The sequence below is a fragment of the Devriesea agamarum genome (assembly GCF_900070355.1).
Classification (GTDB): domain Bacteria; phylum Actinomycetota; class Actinomycetes; order Actinomycetales; family Dermabacteraceae; genus Devriesea; species Devriesea agamarum.
Genome location: NZ_LN849456.1, coordinates 1,783,085 through 1,799,321, shown reverse-complemented (window position 1 = coordinate 1,799,321; position 16,237 = coordinate 1,783,085). Strand labels below are relative to the sequence as shown.

Genomic DNA, 16,237 nt, shown 5'->3' with positions numbered 1-16,237 from the left:
GGGATCCCCGGGCGTGGAGGATGCCCGGGGACGTCTGTGACAAACTCAGGTGAGCTCAGCGCGATGAGTGGGCGCGCCGCGGCGGCGGGCGCCTGCGGCATCGGACTCAGCGGGATCAGTGTCTACTTCCAACAGCAGCACGGAATCAGGGCTCATCAGCGGGGCCTGCAATCCGCAGGTCGCAAGAACCTGTCCGGGCAGGGTGATGCCGTCATATCCGCAGCCGTCGGCAGTCGGACGTGCCCATCGCGGCAGAGCGAACCCGACCGGCATGCTGCCGATGACGCGCGGACGCACCCGATACCGGCGGGAGGCATCCAGACCGGGAAGACGGATACGGCCGCGTGGAGTCACCGAGGAACGGGCAACGGATGCGATGGAAAACAGTGCCCGGGAGGCGTCGCGATCAACGACCCCGCTAACCCACATCGAGTCTTCCCCGCGGTCAGCACGCACCAGCTCACCCGAGCAAATCAGGTCGCGATGGCGCTTGTAGTATGCGATCCATTCGCGCAGCGCCGCCATTTCATCCTCGGTGGCCTGAGCGAGATCCCATTCGATTCCCAGATGTCCGAACAGGGCGGTGGCGCACCGAAACGCGATCGGATGCAGACGCCCCGTGGTGTGGGACTCACCGGACGCAATATGGCTGCCCATCAGCTCCAAGGGGAGCAGCTGAGCTGTCCACCGGTTCATGTGCTGGCGTTCGAGCGGATCGATGCAATCCGACACCCACACGCGGTCGGAGCGTTCCATGATCCCCAGGTCGATGCGGGCGCCACCGGAACTGCATGACTCGATTTCTAAGTGGGGGAACCGGGCCTGCAACTCGTCGAACAATCGGTAGGTGGCAAGGGTCTGCTCGTGAATGGCTGCCTGACCGACGGGCTGCGTGCCCGCGTCGATCAGATCGCGATTGTGGTCCCATTTGATGTAGGAAATGTTGTACTCGGTGAGCAGATCCACCATGCGGTCACGAATGTGCTCATACGCTGCCGGGATCGACAGGTTCAGCACCTGCTGGTGGCGCCGCTGAATCGGCAGACGATCACCGGTGGCCATAATCCACTCGGGGTGCAGGCGTGCCAGGTCGGAATCCTCGTTGATCATCTCAGGCTCGAACCACAGGCCGAACTGCATTCCCAAGCCGGTGACATGATCGACAAGCGGGCCCAAGCCGTCGGGCCACATGTCCTTGGATACATACCAGTCGCCGAGGCCGGACCGGTCATCGCGGCGCGAACCGAACCAGCCGTCATCCAGCACATACCGTTCCACGCCCAGGGCTGCTGCACGGTCAGCGAGATTGCGCAGACGCTCAAAGTTGTGGTCGAAATAGACGGCTTCCCACACGTTCAACGTGACCGGACGCGCGGTATCGACATGCTGCGGACGAGACCTCAGGTACCGGTGGAACTGGTGCGCGATGGTGTCAAGGCCCATACCGTAGGCCCCGTACAGCCATGGCGTGGTGTACTCCTCGCCTTCTTGGAGTCTGCCTTCCCCGGGCATAAGCAACTCGCCACCGCCCAGGACCTGGTGGCCACTGGAGAGCTTTTCCACATACGCCCGATGGTTACCAGACCAGGCCACGTGCAACGCCCAGATCTCTCCGCGCTGGAACCCGAAATCTTCGGTGCCTGCGTGCAGAACATACGTGGAATCGGCGCCCGTGCGTCCCTTCCGGTTCTCACGCAGATGAGTGCCCACCGTGATGTCCCGGGTCTGAGGAGACCTCTCCTTGCCCCAGCGACCTGCGAAATCAAGGATCTGCGTCGCCTCCATGGGAAGCGGATAGGTCAGCGTGAGGGCGTGCAGGTTGTACAGGCTGGTTCCGGTGTTTGCCAGACGCATCCGCATCCGGACCAGCCCGCTCGGCAGCATTTCAACCTCTAGCACGGCCTTGAGCTGAGCGGTGTCATCGGCCAGGTCAAAACGCACCAGCGCGGGGCCGGTTTGAGTAAATGCGTCCAGCTCGCGCCCGCCATCGGACGCATCCGAGGGTACGGGCGCGGTGGCTCCGGCTGCTCGCGCAGCGTCGTGTTCGTGCTCAACCAGGTAGACGCCGGTCACGGTGAACTGAGGGGAAAAGTCGCCGCCGCCATCCCGGTACCCCATGATGCCCGGGTTTCCGTCCCAGCCATCGGCCTGTTGGGGAAGGATCGACGGCTTCAGGGTGAGGTCCGGAGCGCTTTCCGGGGAGAACTCGACGGCATCGACCGCAATGGCGTCGGCATCGGCCGCACTCAGGTCACCTAGGGAGGCGCCCCAGTGCACAATCGTCGGAACGTGCGCCTCGGTGACGTCGAGCAGGAGGCTTACCTGGTCGGTCGCGAGGTGAATGCGGTGAGTCGGACGGCTCATGAATTGGCTCCGGTGCTGGCTGAGCGGGCAGGAATATCAGGGGTACGGCGCGGCGGTGAACGGTGATGCTGTGGCACGGGGTGGGGTATGTGCCGGGCCAATAGCTGGCAGCAGATCGTGCCCCCAAGGCTCCACGTCAGACGCCTGTTTTAGATATAAACCGATGAGTAATCGGTGGTCAATGGCTTGTGAAAACGTACTTTCAGGCAGGGGCTGTGATCGCTAGCGGTCGCAATATCAGCGGGGTAGTCTCCGCTCAAGCACTAGCGCGCTCATCGTGTGTCGTGCTTACGCCTTGCCGCCATGTCACACGAAGGAAGCAACGATGCCCACACTTCATGGAACCCCGTACTCCGCCTCGGACGACGGTTCTGTTACAGCCGACGGCACCTCGTGCCGACGCCGCACCCTGTTCAAAGGAGCGGTTCTTGCAGCCACCGGTTTGGGATTCGGTCTCGGCCCGGCCTGGCAAACGGCCTTCGCAGCGCCCGGCGCCACCTGGGACCCCAACGCAGGCTGGAGCGTTATTCCCGCTCTCGGCGACGACTTCTCTAACCCCGCCCGCAGCAACTCGATCTGGCACCGCGGCCTGTGGTACCCCGTCTCAGGCGAGGGCACATTCTCCGACAAAAACGTTGCGGTTACCGATGGACAGCTGCGCCTAGCCGCCGCCAAAGGACACCTCGATGGCAGCGCGGGAGGCCCCGCCTACACATTCGGTGCTGTTGAATCCACCCTCGACGTGCCCGGCGTGTGCACATATATCGAGGTCAAAGCGAAAGTTCTGCCATCCGCAGCTAACGTGCTTTCCGCTGTGTGGCTGCAATCCTCCAACCTCAACGGTGGCCCCGAACTTCTCAACGGCGCAGACCCTCACCCCGAGATCGATATCGAAGAAACCTTCCACTTCACCAGCATGGACATGGCCACCCACACCTGGGGTGACAAACACATGGCATTTGGCGGACACAACTATCAAACTGGGCTCGCGGACATCAGCACCGACTATCACCTGTTCGGGGTCGAACGGCGCGATGACCACCTCCGCTTCTATTTCGACCGCCACCTCGCCTGGGACCTCAAAGCCCCGCATGCATCATTGGCCCGCATGTCCAGGCACATTGTGCTCAGCCTCGAAGGACACCTCGGCAAACCCGTGGACCAGCACCTTCCGGCGCATTATGCGATCGACGACGTCCGCGCCTACTACTACACCGCAGGCCGCCGCGCTCAACCCGGCACCTACCGGATCGTGCACGCAGCCACCGGGAAAGCTTTGACCCGACGGGAAGGTGCCTCCGCACTCACCGTCCAGGACGTCGGCGGCCAGGGGCAGCTGTGGAGCGTGACCCAGGCTGAGGACTTCACCTACAGCATCACCGACGACTCCCGCACCGTCATGCTGGGTCTTGACGGAGGTAAAGGCCAGGTCGGAGTGCCGGTGGTGACCGTTCCCAACGCAGAAACCACCTACGACTCCGCGGGAACCCGCCGCCGCTGGCACCTTCTGGCAGGCGGAGGGGAAGCATTCAGCATCCGCTCGGCGTTCAGTGGCCTGGCGATGGCCCCCAGCGGCGACCACCTCGACCAGCAAGAACCTGCGGGTCACGCCCACGAGTGGACGCTGCAGAGTGCCTCATAAACGCAATCGGCCCCCGCTACCGCGAGGCGTTTTATAGGCTGGGCCTTCGACCACATCGGAGGGGCATCATGATCTTCACCCAGTCCTCAAAGCTGCGCCACGTCTGCTACGAAATCAGAGGACCGGTGCCCGCTGAGGCCGCCAGGATGGAGGCTGAGGGACAGAAAATCATCAAGCTGAACATCGGCAACCCAGCCCCGTTCGGGTTTGAAGCCCCGGACGAAATCCTGGTCGACATGATCCGCATGCTTCCGACGGCGCAGGGATACTCCGACTCGAAGGGTATCCCTGCCGCGCGGCGTGCGGTGGCGCAGTATTACCAGACCAAGGGCATGCCCGGTATTGAACTCGACGATGTGTATCTCGGCAACGGGGTCAGCGAGCTGATCCAAATGTCGCTGCAGGCGCTCGTGGACAACGGCGATGAAGTGTTGATCCCTGCCCCGGATTATCCGCTGTGGACGGCCTGTGTGGCACTTGCCGGGGGAACCCCGGTGCACTATCGCTGCGATGAATCCAACCACTGGTGGCCCGACCTTGAAGACCTCGCAGCCAAGGTCACGCCCCGCACCAAAGCACTGGTCATTATCAACCCAAATAACCCCACCGGTGCGGTCTATCCGCCGTCGGTGCTGGAAGGCATGATCGCCATTGCCCGTGAGCACGGCCTGCTCCTGCTCGCCGACGAAATCTACGACAAAATTTTGTATGACGATGCCACCCACACTTCAGTGGCTCAGCTCGCCCCCGACCTTCTATCCATCACCTTTAATGGGCTGTCGAAAGCGTACCGGGTGGCGGGTTTCCGGTCCGGTTGGATGACGCTTTATGGACCCAAAGAACACGCCAGTAACTTCATTGAAGGTCTCGATGTTTTAGCGAATATGCGACTGTGCCCCAATGTGCCCGCTCAGCATGTGGTCGCCACTGCCCTGGGCGGCTACCAGTCAATCAACGACCTGATTTTGCCCAACGGTCGGCTGTACGAACAGATGTCGGTGGCGCACCGTCTGCTCACGCAAATCCCGGGTATCACCTGCGAAAAAGCGCAGGGAGCGCTCTATCTGTTTCCGCGTATTGACCGTGAGATGTATCGGGTTGACGACGATGTGCAATTTGCGCTGGAACTTCTGCGGGAAAAGAAACTGCTGATCGTGCAGGGCACCGGATTTAACTGGTCTGAACCCGATCACTTCCGGGTGGTGACTTTGCCTGATGTGAATATCTTGACCGATGCTATGGGGCGTCTTGCAGACTTCCTCGGCACAATTCGCCGTTAACGATCTACCGTGAACGATAGGATCCGGACATGGGGATATTCTCACGTCGTTCAGATTCCAGGCCCGTACCGACCTCCTCGTTTAGCGCTGACATTCATGACGCGATTGCGTTTGGGGCGCGAGACGTCGTGTTGCTGAGCGTGATCACGTTTGGCAAAGTCAACGCAGGCCAGACTGCCGTCTACACCCTCAATGAGCAGAGGCACACCGTAAAGATCGCGCGTATTGACCGAGACCATAAACGTGCGGACGATGCCCAGAACGGGGACCAGGTCGGGTTGATCGTTGAAGGGCTTCCCGCCGGTGCCCTACCGCGCGATAGCTTCGGCAAAGTCGACACAGCTGCATTGCAGGACGCGGTCATCGGCTGGTCCTGATCGGGCCTCTGAGCGGCCATCAGCCCAGGTGCGCGTCAGCCGCGGTCGGTATCGGCCCAGGGGCACGGCCCATCCTGGGTATCGGATGCCCTGAGTGAGGGCATCCAGGGCATCCGATCCACGCGGAATTCGGCGACAGTGCCGCGCCCATCGACATCACGCAGATGCGGACGGCGCGTTGTCCTCATCAAGTTCAGCACGATGACCGGCAATGGCGACCATCTCGTCGCGCTCAACCACCTTGACCCGGGCCCGCGGATTGCCGTCGGCATCCAACGTCTCGGCGCCGAGCGCCTTCTCATGCTCTTCCAAACGCAGCCAGCCTTCCCAGGTGGTGTAATCCACGCCCTTGGAATCCAGCAGACGGAAGGTAGATTCAGGGTCTCGATCCGGAGCCGGAACTAGATTCGGTAGATCCTCCAGCAGACAGGTGATGGTCTCCAGCGCATCGGACTTCGTCGCGCCGATCAGCCCCACCGGTCCACGCTTAATCCACCCGTTGGTGTACAAACCCGGGATCGGCGAATCGTTCTCGTCCAACACCCGCCCGGCGGCATTACGGATCACCCCGCGCTGCGTATTGAAGGGGATCTCCGGCAGCTCGGTTCCGAAATAGCCAACAGCCCGGTACACAGCGCCGAGCTCGTAGTCCACCATCTCGCCAGTGCCGACGATCGCTCCCGATTCATCGAGCCGCGTGCGTTCAAACCGCATCCCGGTCACCTTGCCGTCCGTGCCGAGCACCTCGACCGGACGATGCCAAAAGTGCAGGTGCAGGCGACGCTGGACCGGGTTGCCGTGGGCATCCACGGGTTCAGCCCCCGACGCTTCGCGCTCCTTTTGCTCCTCCAACCAGCGGGTGAAGGTGTCAACTACCTGCTTTTGACGGTTATCGCGCGAGACGATTTCCCATTCCTCGTCGGACACCTGGTCGAAGTCCCGGGGATCGAGCACCATCTGCACTCCGCGTGGATGGGCGAGTTCCCGGGTCTCCAAAGGAGTGAACTTGACCTGGCAGGGTCCACGGCGCCCGAACACGTGCACATCGGTCACCGGCGATGCCGCGAGACCTTCATACACATTGGCTGGAATTTCAGTGGTCAGCAGCTCGTCGGCAGATTTCGCGAGCACCCGGGCGATGTCCAAGGCCACATTTCCGTTGCCGATCACAGCCACCTGCTCAGCAGTCAACGGCCAGGTGCGCGGATAGTCGGGGTTACCGTCGTACCAGGCTACAAAGTCGGCACCGCCGTAGGAGCCGTCGAGGTCGATTCCCGGAATATCAAGTGCGGCATCCTTTAACGCACCGGTGGCGAAAATGATTGCGTCATAGTGTTCGCGCAGTTCAGCGAGGGTCAGATCGGTTCCGAACGCCACGTTGCCAAAGAAACGGATATCGCCACGGCCGAGGATACGGTGCAGCGCGGTGATAATCCCTTTGATCCGAGGATGGTCGGGCGCCACGCCGTAGCGAATCAGCCCGAACGGTGTAGGGAGCTGATCGAAAAGGTCAATGGCGACGGGCAGTTCGCCGGACTTGACGGCGTCGGTCTTCGTGAGTGTCTCGGCAGCATAAATGCCGGCCGGACCTGCGCCGATGACAGCGAGGCGCAACGGAGAAGTGGAGAACATGGGCCCTCGTGGGAGTCGGGCCTTCACCGGGCACACCGAATGAAGGCGGGTGAATAACGGCCTCCACTGTATATGCGGGAAGCCCCCGGGTGAGAGGGGCATCGAGCACTGAATCAGGCGTTGTGCATCACGTGGAGGGTCGAGGATGATTCAGTCGGCCTCGTCAGGCGCCGGCGGGGACTTGGCGCCTTCGGGTGCTCAGGCCTTGTGCAGGGCTTGCTTAGCCTCGGCAGCCCGGTGCGGGCGGAGGTAGCACAGCCAGAAGTACGCGCCGATAAACAGTGCGCCGCCAATAACGTTGCCGATAGTCACCGGGATCAGGTTGTTCCAGATGGCGGTGCCGACGGTCAGCCCCGAGAAGCTGTCGGGCGTGAGGTGGGCTGCGGTGACGGCAGGGGAGGACCAGAAAGCCTCTCCTCCCGTGTACTTAATGAGCAGACCGGTGGGCAGCATGAACATGTTGGCAACTGAGTGCTCAAAACCGGATGCGACGAACAGTGCGATGGGCCCGGCGATGCCGAGCATTTTGTCCACCGTGGATCGTCCGGAATAGGACAACCACACCCCGAGGCAGACGGCGAAGTTCGCGAGCAAGCCGAGCACGAGAGACTGGACCCAGGTGTGGTGAACCTTCGAGTTCGCCACGTTCATGACGACAACGCCCCAGGCCCCGCCGTTGGTGGTGGGAGTGCCCGCCAAGATAATCAGCACGGCAACGACTAGCGAGCCCACCAGGTTTCCGACGTAGCTAATGCCCCAGTGGGCGAGCATCTGGGCGGTGGAAATCTTGTGAGTCAGGCGCGAGACCATAGTCATGGTGGTGCCGGTGAACAGGTCTGAACCGGACAGCACCACCGCGATCAGGCCGACGGAGAACACAAAACCGCCGATGACTTTCGCGATCCCGAGCGGGAACCCCTGCAGGCTCTGCTGGGAGGTCACATAGAAGATGAAACCCAGGCCGATGAAGGCGCCGCCTGACAAGGCCAGCAGGAACATGGTCAGTTTGTCTTTAGTTGCCTTGGCAACCATGCCTTCGTCGAGCAGCTTTGCCATCTGTGGCGGGGCAGCAATAGTCATTTTGCCGGCGAGATCGTCCATGGCTCCTCAATCGTGGTCGTGTTGTGCAGACCACAATGTACCGCTTTGTCGAGCGTGAAGTCGGGATTGGTCCTGGCATTTTTGCACCAGAGGTTGCTAAGCGGTCTGGCGAAGCCGTTGGGTGAAGAAGCTTTTTAGGTGGGGACCGCGGGAAATTCTTCGCTGGGATGGACAAGGACGAATCCTGGTCTATGGGTCGCGATGGCGACGGTGCCATCCCCTTCAAGGTCGAGGCATTTAAAGCCGTTGAGCTTTCAGTTGATCGATGCATCAAATGTCAGGCAATGGGACATCGTGATGGTGATCGCGTCGGGGGGGGAGTCTGGAGTGCGCACCGCATGATCCCTCTCTCGCGAGTGTCAGCTCCTTCGGTCGAAGGACGTTGATGTCCAGACGCCTTCGTAAAAGGGCTTGTGACTCATAGCATGAGTCACAAGCCCTTTTATCTTAGCGACGAAGCAGGATCTGACGCGATATTCCGGGAATGAATCCGGATAGCGGAATCATGCGGTAGCGGACGTTGCGATATCGTGTTGGCTGTCGTGAGATCCCTCAGCGGAATCGGCGCAGACGCAACGAGTTGGAGACCACGAAGACACTGGAGAACGCCATGGCGGCGCCCGCAATCAGCGGTCCAAGGATGCCCAGCATCGCTAGCGGAATCGCAATCACGTTGTAGATGAACGCCCAGAACAGGTTCCAGCGAATCGTCGATAGCGTGGAGCGAGCTAGCCGGACAGCGGTCGGCACCGCGGCGATGGAGCCGCTGGATGCCACGATGTCGCCGCTAGCCATCGCCGCGTCGGTTCCTGATCCCATGGCAATTCCGAGATCGGCTTGGGCTAGCGCCGCGGTGTCGTTGATCCCGTCACCGGCCATGGCTACCTGACCGCCATGCGCGTGTTCCCGCTCTTGCAGGGAGGTGACCAGGGCGAGTTTGTCCTCGGGACTTTGTCGCGCATGCACTTCGTCGATGCCGAGTTGGGTGGCGAGGGCCTGGGCAGCCTCCGGTGAATCACCTGTGGCGAGCACCGGGGTGATACCGAGGCGGCGCAGTTCGGCGAGTGCCGCCGGGGTTTCCTCGCGGATGGTGTCGGAAATTTGCCAGAGGGCAACGGGTTCGCCGTCGATCACGGTCAGGGCGACGGAGCGGCCCTGGGAACCCGCTGCGGTGATGGCGTCTGTGAGCTGAGCGGGCAGGTTATCGTCGGCAGCTGGCCGTCGCACATCAACCTGGTGTCCGTTGACTGTCGCGCGCATACCGGTACCTGCGACAGCTCCGGCCTCGGAGAGGTCGAGGTCATCGAGTGCGTTGGGGCCGAGCCGGTCAATGACTGATTCCACGATGGCCCGTGCAATGGGGTGTTCGCTGCCGTTTTCGACGGCCCCGGTTAGGCGCACGATGGTGTCTGCATCGAGCTGGTTACCGGTGGTGTTCGGGATCAGCGTAACCTCTGCGACCTGCATGGTTCCGGTTGTCAGCGTGCCGGTTTTATCGAGCACGACGGTGCTGATGCGCCGGGTGGCTTCGAGAGCTTGAGCGGAACGGATCAGGATGCCCAGTTCGGCTCCGCGTCCGGTTCCCACCATGATCGCGGTGGGGGTGGCCAGGCCGAGCGCGCACGGGCATGCAATCACTAGGACTGCCACCGCTGCGGTGAGGGCCTGTTCCCAGGTGTGTCCGGTCAGGGCCCATCCGAACAGGGTGATGAGCGCAAGGATGATCACAACCGGGACGAAAACGCCGCTGATGCGATCGACCAGGTGCTGAACAGGGGCCTTGGATGACTGCGCTTGTTCGACCAGACGGGCGATGTGTGAGAGCTGGGTGTCGGCTCCGACGTGGGTGGCGCGCACTAGGAGGCGTCCGGAGGCGTTGACGGTGGCCCCTGCGACCTCGCTGCCGGTCTCGACATCTTCGGGAACGGATTCGCCGGTCAGCATGGAACGGTCGACGGCGCTGTGTCCGTCGATGACGACGCCGTCGGTCGCGATTTTCTCGCCGGGCCGGACGACGAAGACATCGCCGGGGGTGAGGCGGTCAATCGGGACGGTAACTTCGCGGGTTTGGCCGTCGGGGGTGAGCTCGAGCAGGGTTGCTTCTTTAGCTCCGAGGTCGAGTAGGGTGCGCAGGGCTTCGGAAGAGCGGCGCACAGCGCGGGCCTGGGCCCAGCGTCCGAGCAGAACCAGGGTTGTGACCACGGCTGCGGATTCAAAGTAGATCTCGTGGTGTCCGGAGGCCTGGATGGCTGGGGTGAGGCTGAAGCTCATGGTCATGCCCAGGTGTCCAGCCCCTCCGAAGAATAGGGCCCAGACTGACCAGAGGTATGCGGCAGTGACCCCGAGTGAGACCAGGGTGTCCATGGTGGCGCTGCCGTGGCGGAGGTTGGTGATGGCTGCGCGGTGGAAGGGGTAGGCGCAGTAGAACACAACCGGGGTGGCGAGGATGAATACCACCCATTGCCATCCGGGGAATTGGATGGCGGGAATCATAGATAGCAGCAGAACTGGAATGGCGAGGGAGGCGGCGACGATGGTTCGCTGCCGGGCGTCGCGGTGTTGGCGGACTGCGGCGGCGTCGCGCTCGTCCATCTCGGCGGCCGAGGGTCCGGCTGCATTGGAGTCGGGCCCGTCGGCGTGCCGGACGTGGGCTCCGTAGCCGCCTTTTTCGATGGCGGCGACGAGCTCGTCATCGGTGATGGTGGTGCCGTCGGCGCGGGGGCCAAGCGGCACCAGGACGCTGGCGCGTTCGAGGGCTAGGTTGACGCTCGCCTGCACACCGTCGAGTTTTTTCAGTTTCTTTTCGACCCGGGAGACGCAGGAAGCACACGTCATCCCGGTGATGTCGAGATCGACTCGGCGCAGATCGCCTGTCTCGGATGGGGGCGTCGTGCGCTCAGGCATGACCTGGGTCATGGTTTTACTCTCCTTGGAGATCGTAGGTGTCGCCTGCTTCGTGGAGTGCGGCTTGGACGGCGTCGCGTTCGAGCGGGCTTTCGGAGGTGATGGTCAGGGTTGACGCGCCGCCTTTGACGAGGTCGACATTGACGGAGCTGACGCCGTGCAGTTCCCCAACTTCTTCGGTGACGGCTTTGACGCAGTGTCCGCAGGTCAGCCCGGTTACCTGGTAGGTCGTGGTGGTCATGTGATGCTCCTTGTGGTTAGCGTTTCGGTGGGCATGTGGTGCGCACCGGGGGTGTTCCGTCGGGTTCTCCGTGGGAACACAGTTAATAATACCCCCCAGGGGTATCTTGTCTAGCCTGCCAATATTCAGATTATATTCAGCAGTCTTTCAGAAAAGGGGCTGACGTGGCCCCTTAGATGTCATGGCGCAGTAAATGTGAGGAGCAAGACCGTCTAGGTGGCCGCAACGCCACCGCACCGCTTATCTCTATAGAGTGGCGGGCATGACCGACTTCTACCGAGCAAGCGGCGGCGACCTCCGACGCCGGGCTCTGGCCGATGAATCGGGCTACGACGTCGCAGAACGCATCGGCTCCGGAGGCATGGGCATCGTCTACCGCGCCCGAGACGCCGAAGGCCGCGACGTGGCGATCAAAATGCTTCGCCCAGAAATCGGCGGCGATCAACAGGCCCGCCAGCGACTCGCCCGCGAAGTCAAAGCCCTCCAACGCGTACGCAGCGACAACATCGCCCAAGTACTTGATGCCGAACTTGAATCCGACGAAGCCTTTATCGTCACCGAGTTCATCCAGGGACCCACGCTCGACGAGGCAGCCCGCCGTCACGGCGGCCTACACCCCGAAGCAGTGCGCGAAATCGGGGTCATGCTCGGCGAAACTCTCCAAACCATCCACCGCGCAGGCCTGGTCCACCGCGACCTCAAACCCTCCAACATCCTGCTGCGCGGCGCCACCGAAACCGATCTCATCTCCTTCGACCCGGACGGCGAACGTCTCGACCCGGTCATCATCGACTTCGGGATCGCCCAAGCAGCCGAAGAATCCCGCCTCACCTCCACAGGCCTGGTCATGGGAACAGCCGCCTACCTGGACCCGGAACTGGCCCGCACAAACATCACCGGGCCCGCCGCAGACTGGTGGGCATGGGCTGCCCTGGTCGCGTTCGCAGCCACCGGCCGCGACCCCTTCGGATCCGGGCGGGTAGACCTCGTTCTCATGCGGGCAGAAAAAGGCGAAATTGATAGCGCCGGAGCCCCAGCTGAACTGCGAAGGTGGTTGCGCGACGCCCTTCAGCCCGACCCTGCCGACCGCGTTGATCCCGGCCAATTAATCCAACGGCTCGCTCAGCTCGACCTCACCGTCTACGACGACCCCGGTGCCACAGAAGTGCTCTCCGTATCGGATCTTCACTCCGGTGGCGGCGAGAGTGCAGGTGCCGCGGCGTCTGAAGCATCGTCAGAAGCAGTGACATCGCCGCTCTCCACGGTCTCTGAGCCGCTGCCCACCCCCGTGGGAGGGATGCCTCCCGCTTCACCAGTGACTCCCCTCCCGCCGACGGTGCCTGTTCCAGCCGGGGCTCCTGGTCTGACCGGCAGGTCGCGAGAGGACGATCTGAAAACCGAGGTTATATCCGGTCGTTACGATGCGTCTGATGCCCCGACGACGGTACTGAGCCCACTGGACCTACATGGTGCCCTACCTTCCGCAGGTGCGGCGGGTGCGGCGGGTGCGGGAACGGCGGGCATGGGGTCCCTAGGTGCGGGCGTAGCAAATGCGGGTATGGCAGGCGCGGGTGTAGCAGGTTCGCGTATGGCGGGCGCACTAGGCGTAGGCGCCGCAGGGTTAGGGGCTGAAAGCGGCCCCCGAGACAACGCAGACAGCACCGAAGTCCTTCATGGACACGTCGCCAGTGATCGAACCGAGGTGCTGCCGAACCTGGGAACGAACTCCGCTCCCACCCAGGTTTATGGGCAGGGTTATGCGGTACCGCCTCAGCCGGGATATGGCATGCCCACTCAGCCGGGCTACCACATGCCCGCCCAACCTGGTTATGACCTGGCCGCCCAGCCGGCCTACGGTGCGCCACCCGCACCATGGCCCCCTGACCCCGTCCAGTCCCAGCAATCTGTTCGACGCAGACCGGGCATCATATGGTGCGGGCACCTCCTGCTCGTGCTGCTAGCCACCGTGGTGCCCTACCTCGCCTTCGGGCTCTTCCTGCTGCTTAACGCGGTGGCTCGAACCTGGTTGCGCGGCGCTCGCCAACTCGAACGACGCCGCAGCGAACGCGGCCCGCGCGCGGGTGACGCCTGGGCGGTCGGACTGGTGAGCCCGTGGCGACTGCTTTGGTCCTTTGCGGAATCCATCCTCATGAGCATGCTGCCCGTTCTACTCGCGGTGCTGCTCGCCTTCTCGGCGGTCGGACTGCTCCACTTCGTCGGCGCGGTGGCCCCGTCTGACGCTTTCGTGACCGCCGGCATGATGGCCATTGTTCTGCTGCTGACCTGGGTGGGGCCGGCATCGCGGATGACCCGGGATGGTGCGCATCGGCTGGTTGATGCAGCCGCACCCACCTTTGGCTGGACCGCAGGTATCCTCGCCCTGCTTATTGTGGTGGCGGGTTGCATCATCGCCGCCGCCATGACCCGCCACGGACACGTTGACTATGTGCCGTTTCCGCAGGCACAGCTCATGCAGTGGCTGGCATTTTGGCGTTCATAACGGGGTGCCCGGGTGTGGCCCGGAGCGTTTCGATACGCAGCTGCTGCCTCAGGTGAGGCCAATAGCATGGTCGCCGAGCAGGGAGCAGGTCCAATGCCATGACCTGCGATGGTGGTCTCGGCCATAGAATGTGGGCTCTAGTCCGCCATAGACTCACGCTCAAGCCGGATACCACCGCATATAGACATGAACTAATCGCACGTGGACACGGACTAACCGTATACGGACACGAACTAGCAGGAGGCCCCATGACCCCGCCCAGCAAGGGTTCCGCGTCAGAGTCCGCGAAGGACAAGCGCGCGGCCCAACGCGAAGCATTGCGCCAGCAGCGAGAAGCGGAACTGCGTAGGCAGCGCCGTCTGAGGACCATCATCATTACCGCGGGCGTGATTATTGCGCTCGCTATCGTGTCCGGCATTGGATATGCGATTTATCGCAGCGTGGAGCCGGACAAGCCGGTGACGCCACCTCCCGGGATTGCCCAGGGTGCGAGCTACCTGGAGCTCGGTCCGGGAGAGGGATCGGGCAAGCCGGTCGTTGACGTGTACGTCGACTTTATGTGCCCAGCCTGTGGTGCATTCACTCACGCATCTGGCCCCGACTTGCAAAAGGTTGTCGCTAACAACGAAGCCACCGTGCGTTTCCACCCCCGGACGTTCCTGAACCGCATGTCAACCACCGGTGATTTCTCCAGCCGGGCCGCGAACGCCGCGGTGTGTGTGTACGCGGACAACAAAGCCAATTACATGAAGTTCGACGAGCTGATGTTTGCTAACCAGCCGCCGGAAGGTTCAGCGGGCCTGCCGAATAAGCAGATTACCGACCTTGCCACCCAGGCGGGTGCCGGCCCCAAGGTGGCAGAGTGCATTGCTGATGGCACCTACATTCCGTGGGTTGAGAAGGTTGTTGAGGTGGAAGCTCAAAAAGATACCCAGGGCACTCCCACCATCTTGATTAACGGTAAGCAGTGGAAGGGTGACTTTACGTCGCCCGGAGAATTGGGCAAGGCAATCGAGGCTGCTCGCGCGGGTGCCTAACCGCGTGAGAGCGATTCCACCTCGGTCACGACTGCTATAGGTTACTGAGCCGGTTACACTAGCGGGGGCTGTTCATCGCAGCAGTCGCCGTGCTGGAGTGGCGCAATTGGTAGCGCACCCGACTTGTAATCGGGCGGTTGCGGGTTCAAGTCCCGTCTCCAGCTCAGTGCCGGTGTCTGGTGATCTAGACCCGGAAAGCGGTGTGACCGTGTAAAGCCGGGTGGGTAAGAGTCTGAGATTCTTACCCACCCGGCTTTTTCGTGCTCAGTTTCGGCGGCAATCGTTTTTGTGTTTGTGTAGGCCGTCGCTTGTTGGCGATAACCTGCGATGATCTCGTGGGTCGGGAGCTCTTTGGCGGCGGGAGCTTTGAACGAGCACGTCTTTAGTGACGGACTCTTTGATGGGGATGTCTCTGCTGTGGAACCTATTGGTCAGGAACTCAGCCGGAGTGATCTTTTAGTGCAGACCAGCGACGACCCCCGCCACGAAGTGTTCAAACGTTGTGTCGGTGTCGGGATAATTCTCGCTGGTTGCCCGCGTGGTGCCGCAGGTAAAGGGATCGAGCGGGCCCCCGAGTAAGCCTTGTCGCTCTAATTCCACCCAGCCATGGAGGGCGGCCCACAGGGTGCGAGCCAGCGAATCCGCATGGGGGGTGTGCTGGAAGCGGTGAGTATTCGTCTGGATGCGGCGCGGGGTGTTTTGGTTGGGGTCTTCGTCGGTGTTTTCGTCAGCAGCGCGGGCTAGCAGCTCGCAGGCTTCGCGCAGGGGGCCGATGGAGGCAATCATGGTGGAGGCGAGCACCGAGGACGGGTCGACCTCGATCGCTGGCCGGCTGAACATGACCCCGTACAGGGCAGGATTCTCCAGCGCCCATGCGCGGTAGGCGTGGCTGAGCGCCACCAGGGTGCGGCGCGGATCGTCGCCAAGCTCAACCGATGCCTGGGAAATACTGAAGCTTGCGAACCCTTCGGCGAGGACTGCGTCGATCAGTTCCTGCTTGCCGCCAAAGAGCGTGTAAATCGCGGTGGTGGAGGTGTTGGCGGCGCTGGCGAGATCTCGCAGAGATAACCCGTCGGCTCCGTTCTCAGCGAGCATCTGTGCGGCTTGAAGCACGAGATCCCCGCGCAGAGCCTCATCATGTGAACGGGATTTTGGCATG

The 16,237-nt window shown here is 62.3% G+C and carries 11 protein-coding genes and 1 tRNA gene; 6 read left to right on the top strand and 6 right to left on the bottom strand.

Features of this window, described 5'->3' with window-relative positions:
- Window positions 1-45: 45 nt before the first annotated feature.
- A complete protein-coding gene (locus tag BN1724_RS07800) occupies window positions 46-2,364 on the bottom strand; it encodes an alpha-galactosidase (RefSeq protein WP_058234901.1) in 2,319 nt (772 codons plus the stop codon).
- Between the two features lie 325 nt (window positions 2,365-2,689).
- Here BN1724_RS07800 and BN1724_RS07795 point away from each other — a divergent pair, with 325 nt between their 5' ends.
- The 3 genes from BN1724_RS07795 (at window position 2,690) to BN1724_RS07785 (ending at window position 5,663) form a co-directional block, all read left to right on the top strand.
- A complete protein-coding gene (locus BN1724_RS07795) occupies window positions 2,690-4,006 on the top strand; it encodes an RICIN domain-containing protein (protein ID WP_058234900.1) in 1,317 nt (438 codons plus the stop codon).
- Between the two features lie 68 nt (window positions 4,007-4,074).
- On the top strand, window positions 4,075-5,286 hold the full coding sequence (locus tag BN1724_RS07790; RefSeq protein ID WP_058234899.1) for a pyridoxal phosphate-dependent aminotransferase: 1,212 nt from the start codon (window positions 4,075-4,077) through the stop codon (window positions 5,284-5,286).
- Window positions 5,287-5,315: 29 nt separating this feature from the next.
- Window positions 5,316-5,663 (top strand): hypothetical protein, encoded by a 348-nt coding sequence (locus BN1724_RS07785; protein ID WP_058234898.1) that lies wholly within the window; start codon window positions 5,316-5,318, stop codon window positions 5,661-5,663.
- 156 nt (window positions 5,664-5,819) lie between these two features.
- Here BN1724_RS07785 and BN1724_RS07780 read toward each other — a convergent pair whose 3' ends face one another.
- From BN1724_RS07780 to BN1724_RS07760, 4 genes are all read right to left on the bottom strand, one after another.
- Window positions 5,820-7,295 carry an FAD-dependent oxidoreductase gene (locus BN1724_RS07780; RefSeq protein ID WP_058234897.1) on the bottom strand — a complete coding sequence of 492 codons (1,476 nt, stop codon included), beginning with the start codon at window positions 7,293-7,295 and terminating at the stop codon, window positions 5,820-5,822.
- Window positions 7,296-7,493: 198 nt separating this feature from the next.
- Window positions 7,494-8,396, bottom strand: coding sequence for a formate transporter FocA (gene focA, locus BN1724_RS07775; protein WP_058234896.1), 903 nt, complete (start codon window positions 8,394-8,396; stop codon window positions 7,494-7,496).
- Window positions 8,397-8,948: 552 nt separating this feature from the next.
- Entirely contained in the window at window positions 8,949-11,312 is a 2,364-nt protein-coding gene (locus tag BN1724_RS07765; protein ID WP_231928200.1) for a heavy metal translocating P-type ATPase, read from the bottom strand.
- Between the two features lie 4 nt (window positions 11,313-11,316).
- On the bottom strand, window positions 11,317-11,541 hold the full coding sequence (locus BN1724_RS07760; protein WP_058234894.1) for a heavy-metal-associated domain-containing protein: 225 nt from the start codon (window positions 11,539-11,541) through the stop codon (window positions 11,317-11,319).
- 262 nt (window positions 11,542-11,803) lie between these two features.
- On the opposite strand from BN1724_RS07760, the gene BN1724_RS07755 reads away from it, so the two are divergent.
- The 3 genes from BN1724_RS07755 (at window position 11,804) to BN1724_RS07745 (ending at window position 15,242) form a co-directional block, all read left to right on the top strand.
- Window positions 11,804-14,041 (top strand): serine/threonine-protein kinase, encoded by a 2,238-nt coding sequence (locus tag BN1724_RS07755; protein ID WP_058234893.1) that lies wholly within the window; start codon window positions 11,804-11,806, stop codon window positions 14,039-14,041.
- 248 nt (window positions 14,042-14,289) lie between these two features.
- A complete protein-coding gene (locus tag BN1724_RS07750; protein ID WP_058234892.1) occupies window positions 14,290-15,078 on the top strand; it encodes a DsbA family protein in 789 nt (262 codons plus the stop codon).
- A 91-nt stretch (window positions 15,079-15,169) separates the two neighbouring features.
- Window positions 15,170-15,242 (top strand) — tRNA-Thr (locus BN1724_RS07745).
- A 292-nt stretch (window positions 15,243-15,534) separates the two neighbouring features.
- Here the strand turns inward: BN1724_RS07745 and BN1724_RS07740 are convergent.
- A complete protein-coding gene (locus BN1724_RS07740) occupies window positions 15,535-16,236 on the bottom strand; it encodes a TetR/AcrR family transcriptional regulator (protein WP_058234891.1) in 702 nt (233 codons plus the stop codon).
- Window position 16,237 lies beyond the last annotated feature (1 nt).

What these genes read in the sequence shown, in the direction of transcription:
- BN1724_RS07800 (WP_058234901.1), bottom strand. Translation starts at nt 2,364, where the DNA reads ATGAGCCGTCCGACTCACCGCATTCACCTCGCGACCGACCAGGTAAGC.
- BN1724_RS07795 (WP_058234900.1), top strand. Translation starts at nt 2,690, where the DNA reads ATGCCCACACTTCATGGAACCCCGTACTCCGCCTCGGACGACGGTTCT.
- BN1724_RS07790 (WP_058234899.1), top strand. Translation starts at nt 4,075, where the DNA reads ATGATCTTCACCCAGTCCTCAAAGCTGCGCCACGTCTGCTACGAAATC.
- BN1724_RS07785 (WP_058234898.1), top strand. Translation starts at nt 5,316, where the DNA reads ATGGGGATATTCTCACGTCGTTCAGATTCCAGGCCCGTACCGACCTCC.
- BN1724_RS07780 (WP_058234897.1), bottom strand. Translation starts at nt 7,295, where the DNA reads ATGTTCTCCACTTCTCCGTTGCGCCTCGCTGTCATCGGCGCAGGTCCG.
- focA (WP_058234896.1), bottom strand. Translation starts at nt 8,396, where the DNA reads ATGGACGATCTCGCCGGCAAAATGACTATTGCTGCCCCGCCACAGATG.
- BN1724_RS07765 (WP_231928200.1), bottom strand. Translation starts at nt 11,312, where the DNA reads ATGACCCAGGTCATGCCTGAGCGCACGACGCCCCCATCCGAGACAGGC.
- BN1724_RS07760 (WP_058234894.1), bottom strand. Translation starts at nt 11,541, where the DNA reads ATGACCACCACGACCTACCAGGTAACCGGGCTGACCTGCGGACACTGC.
- BN1724_RS07755 (WP_058234893.1), top strand. Translation starts at nt 11,804, where the DNA reads ATGACCGACTTCTACCGAGCAAGCGGCGGCGACCTCCGACGCCGGGCT.
- BN1724_RS07750 (WP_058234892.1), top strand. Translation starts at nt 14,290, where the DNA reads ATGACCCCGCCCAGCAAGGGTTCCGCGTCAGAGTCCGCGAAGGACAAG.
- BN1724_RS07740 (WP_058234891.1), bottom strand. Translation starts at nt 16,236, where the DNA reads ATGCCAAAATCCCGTTCACATGATGAGGCTCTGCGCGGGGATCTCGTG.